Raw genomic sequence first — 16,650 nt, forward strand, 5'->3', positions numbered from 1 at the left:
TTATGAAAACATTACAAAACTTAGGGCTTACGCTGCTTTTAGTAGGATTAGCCATTTTCACTATACTTCCATTTATAGGTTCATACAAAATCAGTGCTGAAAAATTTGACGAAATCGTTCAAAACAAAGGCATTAAAAGTGAACTTTTTATTGAAGATCTAAAAAAGACAACTGTAGGACAAGAAATTACCAGTCCTTTTAAATTGTCTTCAAACTTAATAAATGCTATTGCAAATGCCAATGAAACCCACAAACAAAAAGGAGAATGGGACAAAGTTATTTGGGACAAACCTCATAGCTTTTCGTACGCAATTGCCAAAGATGTAGGTTCTGGTCCAGTACGAGACAACAAAGGGCTATTTTGGTTCTTAACTTTTGGATTAGCAATCATTGGAGCGCTTATGTTTATCATTCCAGAATTATACCGCAAACCTATTCCAGGTATTAAAAACAATGGAATTTGGTTGAATCCTTCTACAAACAGAGGTTGGATTGCTTGGTTTGCTTTTGTATTTCTAGTTGGGTTTTATGTACTTCTATATTTCTTCCCAGACTATATTGTTAATTGGACATATTTGGTTGATCCAATAAGTGAAAGTATTAGCGGTAATATGGCAAGTCAGTGGTTTTTATACGGATTTATGTATTGTGTCGTGATGACAGTAATGGCGATTCGTATGTACATAAAATATCGTCATAACAAATATCAAATGTTACGAACTACTTCTGTACTGTTCTTTCAAGTTGTATTTGCCTTTTTAATTCCTGAAATTTTAGTAAGTTTTGAAAAGCCTTGGTACGACTTTAAAAATGCATTTCCATTAGATTATGATTTCTTCTTTCAGTGGAATTTAGATGATTTGATAGCCAATGGCGGATTTGGAATTTTTATTCTCGTTTGGGGAATCCTCTTAACTGTTGTTGTAGTTCCAGTAATGGTATATTTCTTCGGAAAACGTTGGTATTGTTCTTGGGTTTGTGGTTGTGGAGGATTGGCAGAAACACTTGGAGATCCATACAGACAATTATCTGACAAATCACTACGATCATGGAAAGTAGAACGTTGGTTAATTCACGGAGTTTTGGTGTTTGCTGTTGTCATGACAGGAATAACCTTATATGCTTTTTTCACAGGAGCGGATGTTGTATTAGGTATTAAAACACAAACAATTCAAGACATCTATGGTTTCTTAATCGGATCTATTTTTGCAGGAGTTATTGGTACTGGATTTTATCCAATTTTCGGAAATAGAGTTTGGTGCCGTTTTGGTTGTCCGCTAGCAGCATATTTAGGAATAGTTCAACGTTTTAAATCTAAATTTAGAATTACGACTAATGGTGGACAATGTATTTCTTGTGGAAACTGTTCAACGTATTGTGAACAAGGAATCGATGTGCGTGCGTATGCACAAAAAGGACAAAACATTGTGCGTTCTTCTTGTGTAGGTTGCGGAATTTGTAGCGCAGTTTGTCCAAGAGGAGTTTTAAAATTAGAAAATGGTTCTGATGATGGAGCAACTCGTCACGAAATTCCTGAAGTTATCTTAGGAAACGATGTGGACTTATTTGAAATGTTGGAGGAAAACAAGTAGTTTTTAGTTGTTGGTTGCTAGTTGCTGGTTTTAGCTACTTACGAAAAGGAACGCAACTACTAAACTTTTAAACTATATAATTTCAAACGTCAGTTCGAGGAACTTTAAAAATTTTGAATGCTAAATTTTGAATGTTAAATGTATTTCTTAGTCTAATTCAGTAACTCATTTAACATATATAATTTAAAATATAACATAAAAAACAAAAGCTAAGACCTAAAAGCCAAGACCCAAAAAATGAAACATCTATTAATCATAATCTGCTTAAGTATTACATTCAGCGTAAGCGCACAAAAGAAGTATCAAAAAAGTTATTTTGATAATGGGCAGCTTAAAGAAGAAGGTTGGACTAAAAATGGTGTAAAAATAAAACACTGGAAATTCTATTATCAAAATGGAACACTAAAAAAACAAGGCAGCTTCAAGAATGGGAAACCCGCAAAATATTGGTACTTTTATCGCGAAAATGGCACAAAGGAAAGTGCAGGTCATTATGTAAAAGGAAAAAAGAGTAAATGGTGGCTTTTTTATGATGAAAATGAAAAAATAAATCATAAATGTCAATTGAAGAATAATCAGAAAAACGGATATTGTTTGCGCTATATGGATGAAGAATTGATTCGTGCCGAGAAGTATAAAAATGGAGAGAAAATTGGCGAATGGACGGATTTGAAGAGCTTTAAGAAAGAGAATAGTGTTTGGGATTTACAGTAGGTTGGGTATTAGGTATTAGGTATTAGGAAGTTGTTTTTTCTGCTTTTATTTAAAAATAGAAACTATTAAACTTATAAACACTTAAACTAAAAATGTTAAATGTATTTCTCATGGTAGTTTAAAACTCATTTAACATGTACAATTTAAAATATAACATAAAAACTATACTCAAAACGTCAGTTCGAGTGGTTTTTCGTAATGAAATGAAGAAGAATTGTATCGAGAACAACTTGGAAACTAAAAATATTAAATGCTAAATTTTAAATATTGAATGTATTTCCCATGGTAATTGAAAACTCATTTAACATGTACAATTTAAAATATAACATAAAGCCGAAGGCAATACACGCCAACAGCTAAAAAATAAAATATGATCATAAAAGTCATCATTCCTGCATATAATGAAGAAGATTCTATTGCAAATGTGATTCAGGAAATCCCCCAAAATGTCACCGAAGTTATTGTGGTGAGCAATAATTCTACCGATAATACCGAAGCAAATGCTAAAGCCGCAGGCGCAACTGTGTTAAAAGAACCAAGAAAAGGCTACGGATATGCTTGCTTGAAAGGAATGGAATACATTACCAATCAAGAAGAAAAGCCAAATATTCTTGTATTTTTGGATGGCGATTATTCAGATTACCCTGAAGAATTGACAAAAATTGTGGCTCCTATTATAGAGCAAGACATTGATTTTGTAGTTGGTTCACGTGTAAAATCACTTCGAGAAGATGGTTCCATGACGCCACAACAAGTGTTTGGAAATTGGCTAGCTACTTTTTTGATGAAGCTATTTTTTAGAGCACGATTTACCGATTTAGGACCTTTTAGAGCTATTAAGTACGAGAAGCTCTTGAATTTGAATATGGAAGACAAAACCTATGGTTGGACAGTTGAAATGCAACTCAAAGCATTGAAGCAGAAACTATCATATGTAGAAGTTCCTGTAAAATATAAAAAGAGAATTGGTGTCTCAAAAGTTTCAGGAACCGTAAAAGGTACTATATTTGCGGGCGTGAAAATTTTAGGTTGGATTTTTAAATATAGTTTTAAGTAAATGGGATTTGATGCAGAATTTTTCAAACTAGCAGGATCGTTTTTTGTCATGGCAATCTACGGTATCGCTTTGATTTTGATTTTAATGTATAGCTTGGCACAGTTGAACTTATTGATCAATTATTTACGATCAAAAAAGAAAGAAGACAATGCGCCACGCTTCGATTTGAATAACCCGAATGAAGTTCCGTATGTGACCATTCAGCTTCCTGTATACAATGAATTGTATGTAATGGAACGCTTATTGGATAATATTGCTTTGATCGATTATCCAAAAGATAAACTCGAAATTCAAGTATTAGACGATTCTACAGACGAATCAGTAGCTTCTACAGCAGCACAAATTAAAGAAATACAAAAACTCGGATTGGATATTGTACATATTCGCCGTGAAGATAGATCTGGCTTTAAAGCTGGTGCACTGAAAGAAGGATTGGTAGATGCGAAAGGTGAATTCATTGCCATTTTTGATGCCGATTTCCTTCCAAAAGCAGACTGGCTAAAACAAACAATTCCGTTCTTTAAAGATGACGAAATTGGTGTAGTACAAACACGTTGGGGACATCTTAACCGCGATTATTCTTTACTCACAAAAATTCAGGCATTCGCGCTTGACGCACATTTTACGCTCGAACAAGTTGGGCGAAATTCCAAGGGACATTTTATTAACTTTAACGGAACTGCCGGAATTTGGCGCAAAACCTGCATTATTGACGCTGGAAACTGGGAAGGCGATACGCTTACCGAGGATTTAGATTTGAGTTACCGTGCACAATTAAAAAACTGGAAATTCAAGTATTTGGAAGATGTAGAAACTCCTGCTGAATTGCCTGTAGTTATTAGCGCGGCACGTTCGCAACAATTCCGTTGGAATAAAGGTGGTGCAGAGAATTTTCGCAAAATGTTTAAACGCGTTATTTTCTCTAAAAACATATCATTTAAGACAAAAATTCACGGAATATTACACTTACTAAACAGCACCATGTTTTTAAACGTATTGCTAGTTGGGATTTTAAGTATTCCGATGTTATACATAAAAAACACCTACGGACATTTAGAAATTTACTTCACCGTTTCAAGTTTCTTTATTATAAGTACGATCATATTTTTTATCTGTTTTTGGTTTCCGTTCAAGCGTGTACAAGGCGGCGGATTTTTAAAATTCCTTGAATATATTCAGATGTTTTTCGCCTTCTTTTCAGTTGCGATGGGATTCTCTGTTCACAATTCAATAGCCGTTTTAGAAGGTCATGCTGGAAAGCGTAGTGAATTTGTTCGTACACCAAAATTCAACATTAAAAACTTGAAAGATTCGTGGAAAAACAACAAATACATTAAAAAGAAAATTTCTGCAAATACCATCATTGAAGCTATTTTAATGGTGTATTTCTTGTTTGGAATGTACAGTGCGTATCCATTAAATGATTTCGGATTATTTCCGTTTCACTTAATGTTATTCTTAGGTTTTGCCTTTGTATTTTTTAATTCGATTCGTTCAAAAGTGTGATCGCTTCCGCAGCGAAATATCAACGTTTCTCTATTGTACTTGTGCTTCTTAGCGCCTTTGTATATTTCTACATTGGCTATCCGTTAGTGCGTACCGATGTTACCATTTTAATTTCGCTTTACGCGATTGGTTTTGCTAGTTTTTTAGGGTTAATTCAACTGAAAAAAAGTAGTTTTTGGTTCCTTGCGGGAATTGCCATTGCGTTCCGATTTGTCTTTATAGGAAGCATTCCCAACTTATCACAAGATTTTTACCGCTTTATTTGGGATGGAAGAATGTTGATTGAAGGCTGGAATCCATATCTATATTTGCCAAACGATTTGATGGCTTCAGGAACAGCGCCAATTGCAGAAGCGCAGGAATTGTTTAACGGAATGGGGAATTTGAGTGCTTCTCATTACACCAATTATCCGCCAATAAATCAATTATGTTTCGCTTTCGCGGGATTATTCTCTGGAAAAAGCATTGTGGGTTCAGTTGTTGTTTTACGACTCTTAATTATTCTTGCTGATATTGGAACCTTATATTTTGGTAAAAAACTATTAGAACGTCTAGGATTGTCTGTCAACAATATTTGGTGGTACATTCTGAATCCTTTCATTATTATTGAACTCACAGGAAATCTACATTTTGAAGGTGTGATGATTTTCTTCGTAGTTTGGAGTTTATATTTATTACACAAAGGTTCATGGAAATTAGCCGCAATAGTATTGGCATTGTCCGTTTCTGTAAAATTGATTCCATTGATTTTTCTACCAATATTTTTTCAATGGTTTACAAAACACAAAGTTTCTGAATTGTCTAAAAATACGTTTCCAACTATTTGGAAAGGCGCATTGAAACTACTCGCTTTCTACGGAATTGTATTGGCTACAATTATCATTTTATTTTTACCATTTTTATCAAAACAATTTATAACAAACTATCAAGAAACCGTTGAATTGTGGTTTCAAAATTTCGAATTCAACGCAAGTTTTTATTACATCGCACGTTGGATTGGCTATGAAACTATTGGTTGGAATTTGATTAAAGACATTGGACGTGTTACACCAATAATAGTGTTATTATTTGTTACAGGAATAAGTCTTTTTAGAAATAATAAAGACTTTCAAAAAACAATTACGGCGCTTCTATTTGGGCTTTCGTTTTACTTTTTCACAACCACAACAATGCATCCTTGGTACTTAGCTACTTTATTAATTTTAAGCGTATTTACCAACTACCGATTTACAGTTGTTTGGTCGTTCATGATCATTTTTAGTTATACGGCATATCAAAACGAAGGCTATGCAGAAAACTTAGGTTTTGTGGCGTTGGAATATAGTGTGGTTTATGGGTTTCTTATTTGGGAATTGTTTTTAAAAAAAGAAAAGAGGCAAAAACCTCTTTTCAATCATTAATTTTAGTAGAAGCTACAAATCCATGCACATTCTAATGGATCATCAACCATCGCCTTCAATACTCCTTCACAATAACAAGGTATTATCTTATCTGGAAATGTAATAGGATCTCCCTGTCTACCTCCTATAATTGATTTTTGAGCTTGTTTTTCTAATGTTTTTACTCCTGTAATACTTACAATGTTTTTTAACATAGCATTCTGATTTTGTTTGTTAATATTGAGTCAAACATACCTAGAAGAAACTGTTCTTAAAAAGGTTGATTCCCATGATTATCGAATTAGCGGTTATAACTTCAATATGTTATTTTCGGTATTTCTACTATTCTTTTAAAGAACATTTTCACTTTTTTTTACTATTTTTATAATTATAACCAAATTATTTACTGATTATGAAAACATTACGTCTGTTACCAATTGCACTTTCACTATTATTTTGTATTCCTCTTTTTGCTCAAATTGATGGTTCACCTAGACAATATGAAAACACATCTCAACTTTTTCAGAATCTTCGAAAAGTAATAAACTCGAAGGAAAAAACTCCGTATGAAATTGATTGGAATAATGTAAAAGGGAGTCCGTATTTGGAACAAAATTATAAATTAGGACAGTTTTTTGTTGGTGATAAATCGTATGGAAACGTAATGATGCGTCTCAACACATATACAGACGAAATTGAGTTAATGCCTATTGACGGAGAAGAAGTTGGTGCATTGATGAAAATAGACAATTCGAGACTTACGTATGGAAATAAAACTTTAGAGTTACTTTCTTATAAGGATGAAGATGGCAAAGTACAACAAGGCTATTTTTTAGTATTGAATACTAGTAATAATGTAAAATTATTGCTTAGAAAAAAATGTGTTTTCTCTCCAAACGAAAAAGCATTGACAGCTAACCAAGCGGATAGAGCTGCTAAGTTTACACAATATGATTATTATTATATTCTTAAAGAAGGAACTCCAGTCATGGTAAGTCCTAAAAAGAAAGCTATTGTAAAATTATTTCCAGACAAGAAAAATGAAATTAAAGGATATATTAAATCAGAGAAATTAAAGCTTAAAAATCAAGAAGACTTCGCAAAATTAGTAGATTATATTGCGAGTTTATAACGTATTTATAAATACATATAAGAGCTTCCTTTAGTTTATAATTAAATTAGAGGAAGCTTTTTTATTTCTTTTAAATCAACCCTAAATCTTTAGCATTTGCGATCAAGTGAATTGCATTATTTGCTTTAAAATAAATTTTTAACTTACTCAATCGTTTTTCTATTGAACTCAGACTGTTAGGAGAAATGCTTCTTTCTTTTAGATTACTAGCAATTTCATCTTGACTCATTCCTTTTGATAACAACTTGAGTAGTTCAATATCATAATCATCAATTTCCATGTCGTTTTTAGGACTCAGTGCTGCGCCAATTTTTTGAGACAAATACTGTTCTCCTTTAAAGACTTCTTTGATGGCATTTGCGAGTTCTTGCAAACTTTTTCTGCCCTTACATACATACGCATCAATTCCGTACTCGCTAACTAAACGACGAACACGTTGCAATTTGTCTTCAACAGAATATACAATGATTTTCAAATTGGGTTGCTCTGACTTTAACTTGACAATTAAGTCTTCTCCAGAGTTTAAAATCTGTTCTCTGTGATCTTTCACAAAAGACAAATCTGTAATCAACAATTCATAAGGCTTTTTATCTTTTCGTGCTTTTTTCGCTTTCAAATCTGCATCATCGCAATATTGAGCGTGATCTATTTTTGCTATTTCCAATTTGGAAAGTACCGTTAGGACACCTGTGTTGATGTCATCCATATCTTCGGCAATTAAAACTTTAGTAAACATAGGCTATTCTATCATACTGGTACATTAATACTAAACTTACAACCTTTGTGAAGTTCTGTATCAAAAGTAAGTTTTCCTTTAATTGCATGAATACGGTTTTCCGCATTTTGCAGACCATTTTTTGAAATTTCTTCTGTAAAGCCTTTCCCATTATCAATATATTGAATAAATAATTGCTTGTTATTTTTTTCAATAGAAACCACTACTAATGCGGCATTGCTGTGTTTTTTCATATTTGTAAGCAATTCTTGCAATACACGATATACAGTAATTTTTATATGTGAAGAAATTCCTTTCCAAATTTCAACATCATATCGTTTTAGTAACACATTTATTTTTTCAGATTGATAACTTCTGAACAAATTACTGAGTTCATCAGCAAATTTTTGGTCAGTATCTACACTTTGAATTTGCTTAGAAATATCTCGTGCCTGATTGTAAATTGTATCTAATTTATCTAAAATCATTTCTTTCTCAGGGCTCGAAGTTTCCAATTGCGACATTAATTCATACAAATCGTTTGCCAACTCATCGTGCACTTTTGAAGAAATTCGTGCTTCGGTGACATGTACTGTTTTTAGTTTTTCGATTTTATGACGACGTTTGATGCGTTGGTAGATGAAGAAGATAAGAACAATTAAACTTATGAGGATTAAAAAAAGTATTAAAAGTTGAGTTGTTCTTTTAGACGCCTTACTCTCCGCTATTATAGTTTCGTTTTCCGCCCTAATTTTCTCTTTTTCAGCATCTTCATAATTAAATCGATAATTAATGTAAAAGTAGTCTAAATCTTCTTTTTCTCTTTGTAATTCATTTCTTAGAGCAATAAATCTTTTATAATCTATTTTATTAAAATCAATATCAAGTTTTATTTCTAATGCTTCATAAATAGATTTTTTTTTGTCACGATCTTCCGCTGATTTTAGTGCTTCATTAATGTATTGAGTAGATTTTCCTTTATCAACATCTTTATATAACTGTGCTCGTTTTAGTAATGTAGAAAATATTTCTGAATCTTTATTTTGAGATAAGAAATATTCATATGAATTACGTAATAAAGAATCAGAAACTGTATTATACCCATTCTTAACGTATATGGTATGTGCTAGGTTAAATTGTGTTCTCTTTGCCTCTAAAGTATTATTTTTAAAATCTTTTAAGGCGGACTCAAGGTAATAGATTGCTTCATCGAATTTTTCAAGATCCTTTAAAATATTTGCTTTAGTATTTTTAAATTTTCCAATAGTAATTTTATCTATTTCTTTCACAGCGCTTGAATCTTTGACTAATTCTAAGGCTTTATCAATGTAATCATTTGCCACTTTTGTTCTTTCCGTTTCTCTTGAAATAGTGGCTAAGGCTAAATACAATCCTCCTATTGATTTTAATTCGTTAGTTCCTTCTAAATATTTTAATCCTTCAGTAGCTGTTAATTCACATGCTCCAAAACTTCCAAGTCCTCTTTGGACATTAGCAACTTCTAATAGTTCCTTTCCTGCTCCAATAGTATTACCTATTTTTAAATACAAATTTTTTGAATCTGTAAAATTGCTCAATGATAATTTAGTACTATCTATGTCTTTGTAGAGTGCGCCTTTTTTATGATATATTTTAGCCATCCATACAGTATCATTCATTAAAGAGACAATATTATATATTTTTTGGAGGTAAGAAAAAGCGGAGTCTATATTTTTCTTTTTTTTATAGCTCAAATATAATCCATGATAACTCTCCTTAATTGAAGCGGTATCTTTTAATTTAATGGCTTCTTTTAATGCTATTTCTTGATGATATATAGCGCTATCAAATTTACCTTTATTACGTAAAGATTTTGCCAATTCTTCATTCTCAAAAATTTTGGCAGGAATAGGATTTTTTTGGATTTTTCTAGATTCACAAGAGCTAATCAATAGTAAAAAACCGAAAAAAACAAAGAAGGATGTTACTAATGGTAGTTTCATCCTTCTAAAATAGTAAAAATATAGTTACAGTAAAATTATTAATTACCTCTAGTGGTTTCTTCTTCTTCACCAGTAACTTCTCCTTCATCACCTTCAGTAGCTTGTTGTTCAAATTGTGCTTCATCTTCGGCAATTGAGTTCGGTGTACAAGAAAATATTGCGCAATTGAGGAAAACCGTAAGTATTATTAAGCTGAATTTTTTCATTTTGTATAGTTTAAAAATTGGACATACGCGTTGCCGTCCGAGAAATACTCAGCGTATTAATGTGCAGCAACACAGCGAAATAGAAATGGCGCCGATTTCTTGTGTTTTTAGGAAGTGAAGAGGCAATTACACAGGCTATAGCTACTTCCAGGAGCTACCCTATGCTTCTTGTCTCAAGAATAAACCGAGCTAAATGCAGGAGATCAAATTGATTTACATCTCAGTTTTTAGAAATATTTCTGAAACAAAGAAACTGAGGTTTTGAATGAATGAATGGAAAGTTTAAGGAAGAGATTGGGAAAGTTTGAAGAAATTAATTTCCCGATTTTATACCGAATTTTTAAACGCTTTTACAATGGAAAAAGAAACCTAAAACTAAAATCATGCATAGAGAGTTAGTATTAAGTGCTTTTAAAAAAGCAAGAAAAGAAGTAAAAGAAGAAACTGGAGTAACGATGTCTATTACAGGGCTTTCAAAGAAAATTTCAGATTATATGATGGACGAATGTCACTTTCAATATCATGAAAAGAGTCTTCGTAACAAGTATAATATTGCAATGAAAGGTGAAGAAGTTGAATTGAAAAGTTCTGTTGCTAATTGTTTGTGTTGCTATCTTGGTTATGAAAATTATGCAGCGTTTATTGTTGAAAAAAACAATCAAGAAATTGCTACACAACCTGCCGAAATTATTCCCGCAGAAACGGCCTTAGAAAGAGCAAAGAAAGAAGTATCTATGGGGGAAAAATTGAAGATTGTAATTCAAAAGAATAAAATTACATTGATTTTTGGGTGGATGTGTTTTTTGATGAACTTTGGACTTTATATGACGAATTAAGAATGGTAAATACTATATACTTAAAAGTTTTTTCAAATGAAGATTGATCACGATTTTAAAAATTACTTAAAGCTATTTTTACAATACTTTATAAAAACAAAAAAACCTCCCAAAATGAGAGGTTTCTGTTATATATGTTTCGGATGGTAGTTATAAATTTTTCAAATTTATGACTTCTTGAGCCGTTAAATTACGCCAATGGCTTCGTGGTAAATCTTTCTTTGTCAATCCTGCAAAAACTACACGATCTAAACGTGCGACAGTATATGATAAATGTTCAAAAATTGCTTTTACTAAACCATTACTTCCTTCACTTGCTTTGATACCTACTTCACGTTTAGAAGCACCATGTATCCAAGAAATTTCGTCAACTGCATGTATATCTCCTCGAATATTAAGTCCGTCTTTGATTTTATTAAAATCTGCCTGACTTAAATTTCTATCCAATTCTACATGAAATATTTTACGAACTTTTTGATGCGGATCTGTTAGTTTTCTCGCCAACTCTCCATCGTTTGTGAACAATAATAAACCTGTTGCTTGACGCTCCAAACGTCCTACAGGGACAACTCTAGCAGTTGTTGCACCAGCTACTAAATCCATAACTGTTTTACGACCTTTTTCATCTTTAGTTGTTACTAAAAACCCTTTCGGTTTATTTAGTAAAATATAGGTTGCTTTTTCCGGATTGATCACTCGTCCATCAAAACGAACTTCATCTGACAATTGTACTTTATACCCCATTTCGGTCACAACTTTACCATTCACAGTCACACTTCCAATAGAAATGTGCATGTCTGCTTCTCGTCGTGAACAAATTCCTGAGTTTGAAATATATTTATTTAAGCGAATCTCATTTGGATTGCTTGAAGATTTCTTCTGTGGCGCTGCTTTTTTCTTGTAATTTGAATTTGGCTTCTTTTTATCAAAAGGTTTTTTACCATCAAATGACTTTTTATCATCTGATGATTTCTTTTTATCAAAAGGCTTTTTTCCTCCATGACGCTTGCTGTCTGCTTTGACTTTACTCTTACCGTGTCGCTCTTTTGCCATTACTTTATGCTCTAAAATTTTTGCAAAGATACTTTTTAATTTACGATAACCGAATCTAACATCGATTATTCGTTTTTTATGTTTGAAAAAGATAACTCATTCAGAATCAAATCATAAATCAGTCATTTAATTTAATTGTACTTTGACGTTCTCTATTGACTGTTAACTGTGTCACATCTGGACGCGAATAATGCCCGACAGCATCAAAGTTTTGACGTTCTTCCAACACACGATTAAAGTCTAAAGTCGCAATGATTAAGCCTTCTTTGTGTAATACAGGCGGAATTAACCATTCGCCATCTGGACTTGCAATACACGATCCGCCATTAGCCATTTCATCTGGAACATTTTTTAAGATTTCATCTACATGTGGAACATCTGATGGAATATCTGCTCTTCGCATCAAACTAGATACAGAGATCACATACGAGCGCGATTCTCTTGCAATAAAACGGGTAATATCTTTGGTATTGACTTCACTTCCTGGCCAAACTGCAATATGAACATTTTCGCCCATTCCGTACAAAGCTGCTCTTGGTAACGGCATCCAATTTTCCCAACAGTTTAATCCGCCAACTGTAAAATCTTTTAATGGATGTACTTTCAAGCCATTTCCATCGCCACTTGCCCACGTTAAACGTTCTTCATAAGTTGGCATTAATTTTCTATGCATCGATTCAATACTTCCATCTTGATTTATGTAGGCTAACGAACAGTAAATACTATGTCCGCCACGATCAACTGCACGTTCCATCAATCCTAAATAAATAGCGATATTATGTTCTTTTGCTAAGTCGCAAATTGTATCTAAATCACCTTTTTCTACTTGTACAGAATTTTGAACGTAATGTCTATGAATTTCCTTTTGTGTGGTCGAATTAAACGCTGCGCCATTTGTATTGGCTACCCAAAACGGATATCCTGGCAATAAGGCTTCACCAAAAACAATGAGTTCGCAATGTTGCTGACTTGCGTCAAGAATTTGTTGTTTTATTTTTTCTATTGTTTTGGTTTTATCTAACCAAACTGGTGCAATTTGCGCTAAGGCAACTTTTAATTCGTGTGAAGATGACATAGATGATTTTTATGATTTAGTATTGTTCAGTTTTATCTGTCGATTAAAAATAAAAAACCTTTTAAAAATTAACATTTTAACAAATATTGAACTGCTACAAATTACCAATTTTAGAGAAGAAAAACACGCTTTAAAATCGCTTTAACAATTTTAAATCATCTACAAATTTTTATCACAAAACGCGCGTGATATTATTCAAAATCACATCAATATTTAAAAGCGGAATACTAAAAACTCCTGAAACGATAATGAATTTTAAAACATTGTGAAGTAACAAATATTGTGGCTTTGTGTTTGCTCTGTAAAGTATCAACACAGAAAAAATTAAAAGTCCAATACTTCCGTAGAAATAAAAACGCATGTATCCTGTATCATACTGAGTAATTAGAAAAATAGTAACTAAAATTGCAATTGATGCAGACAAGGTTATAAGACCTTTGGAAACTTTTTCACCATACATGACTGGAATGGTTTTGTAGTTTTGTGCCAAATCCCCTTTGATGTTTTCTAAATCTTTGATGAATTCACGAATCAAAATTAATAGAAAAAGAAATGCAGCATGTACAAATATGACACTGTGTAGGTTTCCGTAATAGATAAATATGGCAAAAAATGGTGTAATTGCGAGCATTGCCGAAGTCAAATTGCCAAGAAAAGGAATCTTTTTTAGTTTATGAGAATAAAACCATATTCCGAAGATATATGCTGAGAAGAAAATAAACGCATTGAACGATACAAAACTTGCAATGGCAACCGAAATGAAGTTTAAGGTAAAGTAAGTAGCAATTTTTGTCCGCTGACTTACCAAACGATCTAACATTGATTTTTTAGGTCGATTGATTAAATCTTTTTCCGCATCGTAAAAGTTATTGATAATGTATCCTGCTGCAATAGCAACCGCAGAAGCTAACACAAGTGCAAGTAAATGTGTATCTAAAATAATCTCCATGAAACCTTCCTTTGGAGCCAAGATATATCTTGCTGCCAAGTATTGTGCAATGACAATAATTAGAATGTTATATCCTCTAACTACAGAAAATAAGCTGAAGAGTTTGTAAAAGAATAGCTTTTGTTTTCTAGATAACATTTATATCCAAACTTTAGAAGTTGTATACTACTTCAAGTTTGTAATCTTTTAGCGTTTCTTTTGTTTTTTGAATATTTTGTGTAAACCCAAGAATGTATCCGCCACCGCCAGATCCACAAAGTTTTAAGTAGTAATCATTGGTATCAATTCCTTGTTTCCAAAGTGAATGGAATTGTTGTGGAATCATTGGTTTGAAGTTGTTAAAAACGACTTTCGATAATGATTTTAAGTTTCCGAATAATGACTTCACATCTCCTTTTAGGAAATCTTCCACACAAGAATCGGTATGTTTTATAAATTGATCTTTTAGCATATTACGGAAACCTTCTTGTTTCATGTTTTCCATAAAGATATTGACCATTGGCGCCGTTTCGCCCATTATTCCACTATCTAATAAAAATACAGCTCCAGTTCCAACTTCATTTTGCGAAGGAATTCCTGTAGGTTCAATATTATCTTGGGAATTGATTAAAATCGGAATGCTTAAATAGCTATTTAACGGATCTAAACCAGAGCTTTTTCCATGGAAAAACGATTCCATAGCGCCAAAAATTTCTTTTAGCTTTAATAGCTTGTCTCTTGTCAGGTTTTCTAAAACGGTGATTTTATCATACGCATATTTGTCGTAAATAGAAGCAACCAATGCTCCCGAACTTCCAACTCCATATCCTTGCGGAATAGATGAATCAAAGTACATTCCGTTTTCCAAATCACTCTTTAAAGCAGCAACATCAAATGTTACCAATTCGTCATCTAAAGCGTCTAAGTGATTCGCGAAATTTTGTAAACTTTTGTTAGAATCTTTAGCTTCTTCTGAAAGATTTTCGTCAATTTTTAAAGCTCCTTTGTAAAAGTTATATGGAATAGATAACCCTTTAGAATCTTTGATGATTCCGTATTCTCCGAAGAGAAGGATTTTAGAGTAGAAAAGAGGTCCTTTCATTTTTCCGTTTTTTATTTTCTAGATATGTGAAATGGAATTCACGTATCCGTTTTTGTTTGAGGCTATTGTTACTGTAAAATTACGACTTTTTTGCTCCAAAACCTATTCTGTCGCAAATGTGATGTCCATTTTGGCAATATTTCACTAATTCTTCTTGAATAAATGGATATACTGTATCTTTTTCATTTTCAGGATATAATACATGTACATTGGCTCCAGCGTCTAAAGTAAAGCAAACATTCGTTCCCGAAGTTTTACGAAACTCCCAAATTCGATTGATGATTTCGAGTGTATTCGGCTTCATTAAAATGAAATACGGCATTGAAGTCATCATCATTGCATGTAAAGTTAATGCTTCACTTTCTACAATAGCGATAAATTCTTTTAAATCGCCATCTGCTAAGACCGATTGCATTTTTGTTAGGTTTTCATGTGCTTGCGAGAAACGTTGCGCTGCAAACGGATGATTGTGCATTAAATTGTGTCCAACTGTACTACTCACCTGTTTTTCACCTTTGTCAACCAGCAAAATAGTATCATGATAATTTTTGAAAACTTCATGCACTTTGTACGGATATTTTATACCGAATAAATCCGAACTCCCAACGGTATCTTCATGTGTTCCCCAAACAATTAAATCGCCTTCAATACTTCTGCTTGCGCTTCCAGAACCTAATCGTGCTAAAAATGATGCTTTTTGATTGAAATGTTCGTCTGTCATTGTCGGATTTAGTTCTTTTTCTAAACTTAGTAAACATAATGCCAACGCACTCATTCCTGATGCTGAAGAAGCAATTCCGCTACTGTGTGGAAAGGAATTTGAGGTTTCAATTGTAAAATGATAGTCTTTTAAGAATGGAAGATATTGTTCAATACGTTTTAAAAACGTATTGATTTTTGGTTTGAAATCGTCTTTTTGTTTCCCTTCAAAAAATAAGTCAAAAGAAAAATTATCGTTTGATGTTTCGTGCTTTTTATAAGATAACGTTGTCGTTGTAGCACAGGCATCTAATGTAAAACTGATCGATGGATTTTGTGGAATTTGATCTTCTTTTTTTCCCCAATATTTTATGAGTGCAATATTACTTGGCGATTTCCAAGTCACGCTTCCGTTATCAATACTTTTTGAGTATGCTTCAGGCAGAAATGTTTCTATTTTCATAGACGATTTTAAAATTTATGCAAAGATACGGATTTGTAGTAGACTTGATTAGACTTCTTAGATTTTTAGATTGTTAGACGCGCTTTGCTTTTAGACCACTTTGCTTTTAGACCGCTTCGCTGTTAGACGCGGCTTTGCCTTTTGGATCGCTGCGCTTTTAGTATTCTGGTATCGGCTTTGCCTCTTAGTATATTCGGATTGTTTCACTCTT

16 protein-coding genes are annotated in these 16,650 nt (G+C 32.8%); 7 read left to right on the forward strand and 9 right to left on the reverse strand.

The features are described from left to right. Positions 1-2: 2 nt before the first annotated feature. The 5 genes from ACRBBL_RS08920 (at position 3) to ACRBBL_RS08940 (ending at position 6,269) form a co-directional block, all read left to right on the forward strand. Positions 3-1,592 (forward strand): 4Fe-4S binding protein, encoded by a 1,590-nt coding sequence (locus tag ACRBBL_RS08920; protein ID WP_431368688.1) that lies wholly within the window; start codon positions 3-5, stop codon positions 1,590-1,592. Between the two features lie 237 nt (positions 1,593-1,829). Next, on the forward strand, positions 1,830-2,306 hold the full coding sequence (locus ACRBBL_RS08925) for a toxin-antitoxin system YwqK family antitoxin (RefSeq protein ID WP_431368689.1): 477 nt from the start codon (positions 1,830-1,832) through the stop codon (positions 2,304-2,306). Positions 2,307-2,676: 370 nt separating this feature from the next. Then, the gene (locus ACRBBL_RS08930) at positions 2,677-3,363 is read left to right on the forward strand and encodes a glycosyltransferase family 2 protein (protein WP_431368690.1); all 687 of its coding nucleotides are present in this window, start codon (positions 2,677-2,679) and stop codon (positions 3,361-3,363) included. Next, positions 3,364-4,869: a cellulose synthase family protein gene (locus ACRBBL_RS08935; RefSeq protein WP_431368691.1), complete on the forward strand. Its 1,506-nt coding sequence runs from the start codon at positions 3,364-3,366 to the stop codon at positions 4,867-4,869. Continuing rightward, entirely contained in the window at positions 4,866-6,269 is a 1,404-nt protein-coding gene (locus tag ACRBBL_RS08940) for a glycosyltransferase 87 family protein (protein WP_431368692.1), read from the forward strand. Before ACRBBL_RS08935 ends, ACRBBL_RS08940 begins: the two co-directional genes overlap by 4 nt. Positions 6,270-6,271: 2 nt before the next feature. On the opposite strand, the gene ACRBBL_RS08945 is transcribed toward ACRBBL_RS08940, so the two are convergent. Continuing rightward, complete coding sequence (locus tag ACRBBL_RS08945) at positions 6,272-6,463, reverse strand: hypothetical protein (protein WP_431368693.1); 192 nt, start codon at positions 6,461-6,463, stop codon at positions 6,272-6,274. 197 nt (positions 6,464-6,660) lie between these two features. On the opposite strand from ACRBBL_RS08945, the gene ACRBBL_RS08950 reads away from it, so the two are divergent. Continuing rightward, positions 6,661-7,380 carry a hypothetical protein gene (locus ACRBBL_RS08950; protein WP_431368694.1) on the forward strand — a complete coding sequence of 240 codons (720 nt, stop codon included), beginning with the start codon at positions 6,661-6,663 and terminating at the stop codon, positions 7,378-7,380. 70 nt (positions 7,381-7,450) lie between these two features. On the opposite strand, the gene ACRBBL_RS08955 is transcribed toward ACRBBL_RS08950, so the two are convergent. Genes ACRBBL_RS08955 through ACRBBL_RS08965 form a run of 3 tightly spaced genes read right to left on the reverse strand, consistent with a single transcriptional unit; the run spans position 7,451 to position 10,283 of the window. Continuing rightward, a complete protein-coding gene (locus ACRBBL_RS08955; protein WP_431368695.1) occupies positions 7,451-8,116 on the reverse strand; it encodes a response regulator in 666 nt (221 codons plus the stop codon). An 11-nt stretch (positions 8,117-8,127) separates the two neighbouring features. Then, a complete protein-coding gene (locus tag ACRBBL_RS08960; RefSeq protein WP_431368696.1) occupies positions 8,128-10,077 on the reverse strand; it encodes a sensor histidine kinase in 1,950 nt (649 codons plus the stop codon). A 38-nt stretch (positions 10,078-10,115) separates the two neighbouring features. Beyond that, positions 10,116-10,283: a hypothetical protein gene (locus ACRBBL_RS08965; RefSeq protein ID WP_431368697.1), complete on the reverse strand. Its 168-nt coding sequence runs from the start codon at positions 10,281-10,283 to the stop codon at positions 10,116-10,118. Positions 10,284-10,666: 383 nt separating this feature from the next. On the opposite strand from ACRBBL_RS08965, the gene ACRBBL_RS08970 reads away from it, so the two are divergent. Continuing rightward, complete coding sequence (locus ACRBBL_RS08970) at positions 10,667-11,119, forward strand: hypothetical protein (RefSeq protein ID WP_431368698.1); 453 nt, start codon at positions 10,667-10,669, stop codon at positions 11,117-11,119. 150 nt (positions 11,120-11,269) lie between these two features. Here ACRBBL_RS08970 and ACRBBL_RS08975 read toward each other — a convergent pair whose 3' ends face one another. The 5 genes from ACRBBL_RS08975 to ACRBBL_RS08995 form a co-directional block, all read right to left on the reverse strand. Beyond that, positions 11,270-12,172, reverse strand: coding sequence for a pseudouridine synthase (locus tag ACRBBL_RS08975; protein WP_431368699.1), 903 nt, complete (start codon positions 12,170-12,172; stop codon positions 11,270-11,272). 118 nt (positions 12,173-12,290) lie between these two features. Next, on the reverse strand, positions 12,291-13,247 hold the full coding sequence (locus ACRBBL_RS08980) for a carbon-nitrogen hydrolase family protein (RefSeq protein WP_431368700.1): 957 nt from the start codon (positions 13,245-13,247) through the stop codon (positions 12,291-12,293). 172 nt (positions 13,248-13,419) lie between these two features. Next, positions 13,420-14,334: a geranylgeranylglycerol-phosphate geranylgeranyltransferase gene (locus ACRBBL_RS08985; RefSeq protein WP_431368701.1), complete on the reverse strand. Its 915-nt coding sequence runs from the start codon at positions 14,332-14,334 to the stop codon at positions 13,420-13,422. Between the two features lie 13 nt (positions 14,335-14,347). Further along, on the reverse strand, positions 14,348-15,277 hold the full coding sequence (locus ACRBBL_RS08990; RefSeq protein WP_431368702.1) for a mevalonate kinase family protein: 930 nt from the start codon (positions 15,275-15,277) through the stop codon (positions 14,348-14,350). A 79-nt stretch (positions 15,278-15,356) separates the two neighbouring features. Continuing rightward, positions 15,357-16,439 (reverse strand): diphosphomevalonate/mevalonate 3,5-bisphosphate decarboxylase family protein, encoded by a 1,083-nt coding sequence (locus tag ACRBBL_RS08995; protein ID WP_431368703.1) that lies wholly within the window; start codon positions 16,437-16,439, stop codon positions 15,357-15,359. Positions 16,440-16,650 lie beyond the last annotated feature (211 nt).

The organism is Kordia sp., assembly GCF_050633145.1.
Taxonomy (GTDB): domain Bacteria; phylum Bacteroidota; class Bacteroidia; order Flavobacteriales; family Flavobacteriaceae; genus Kordia.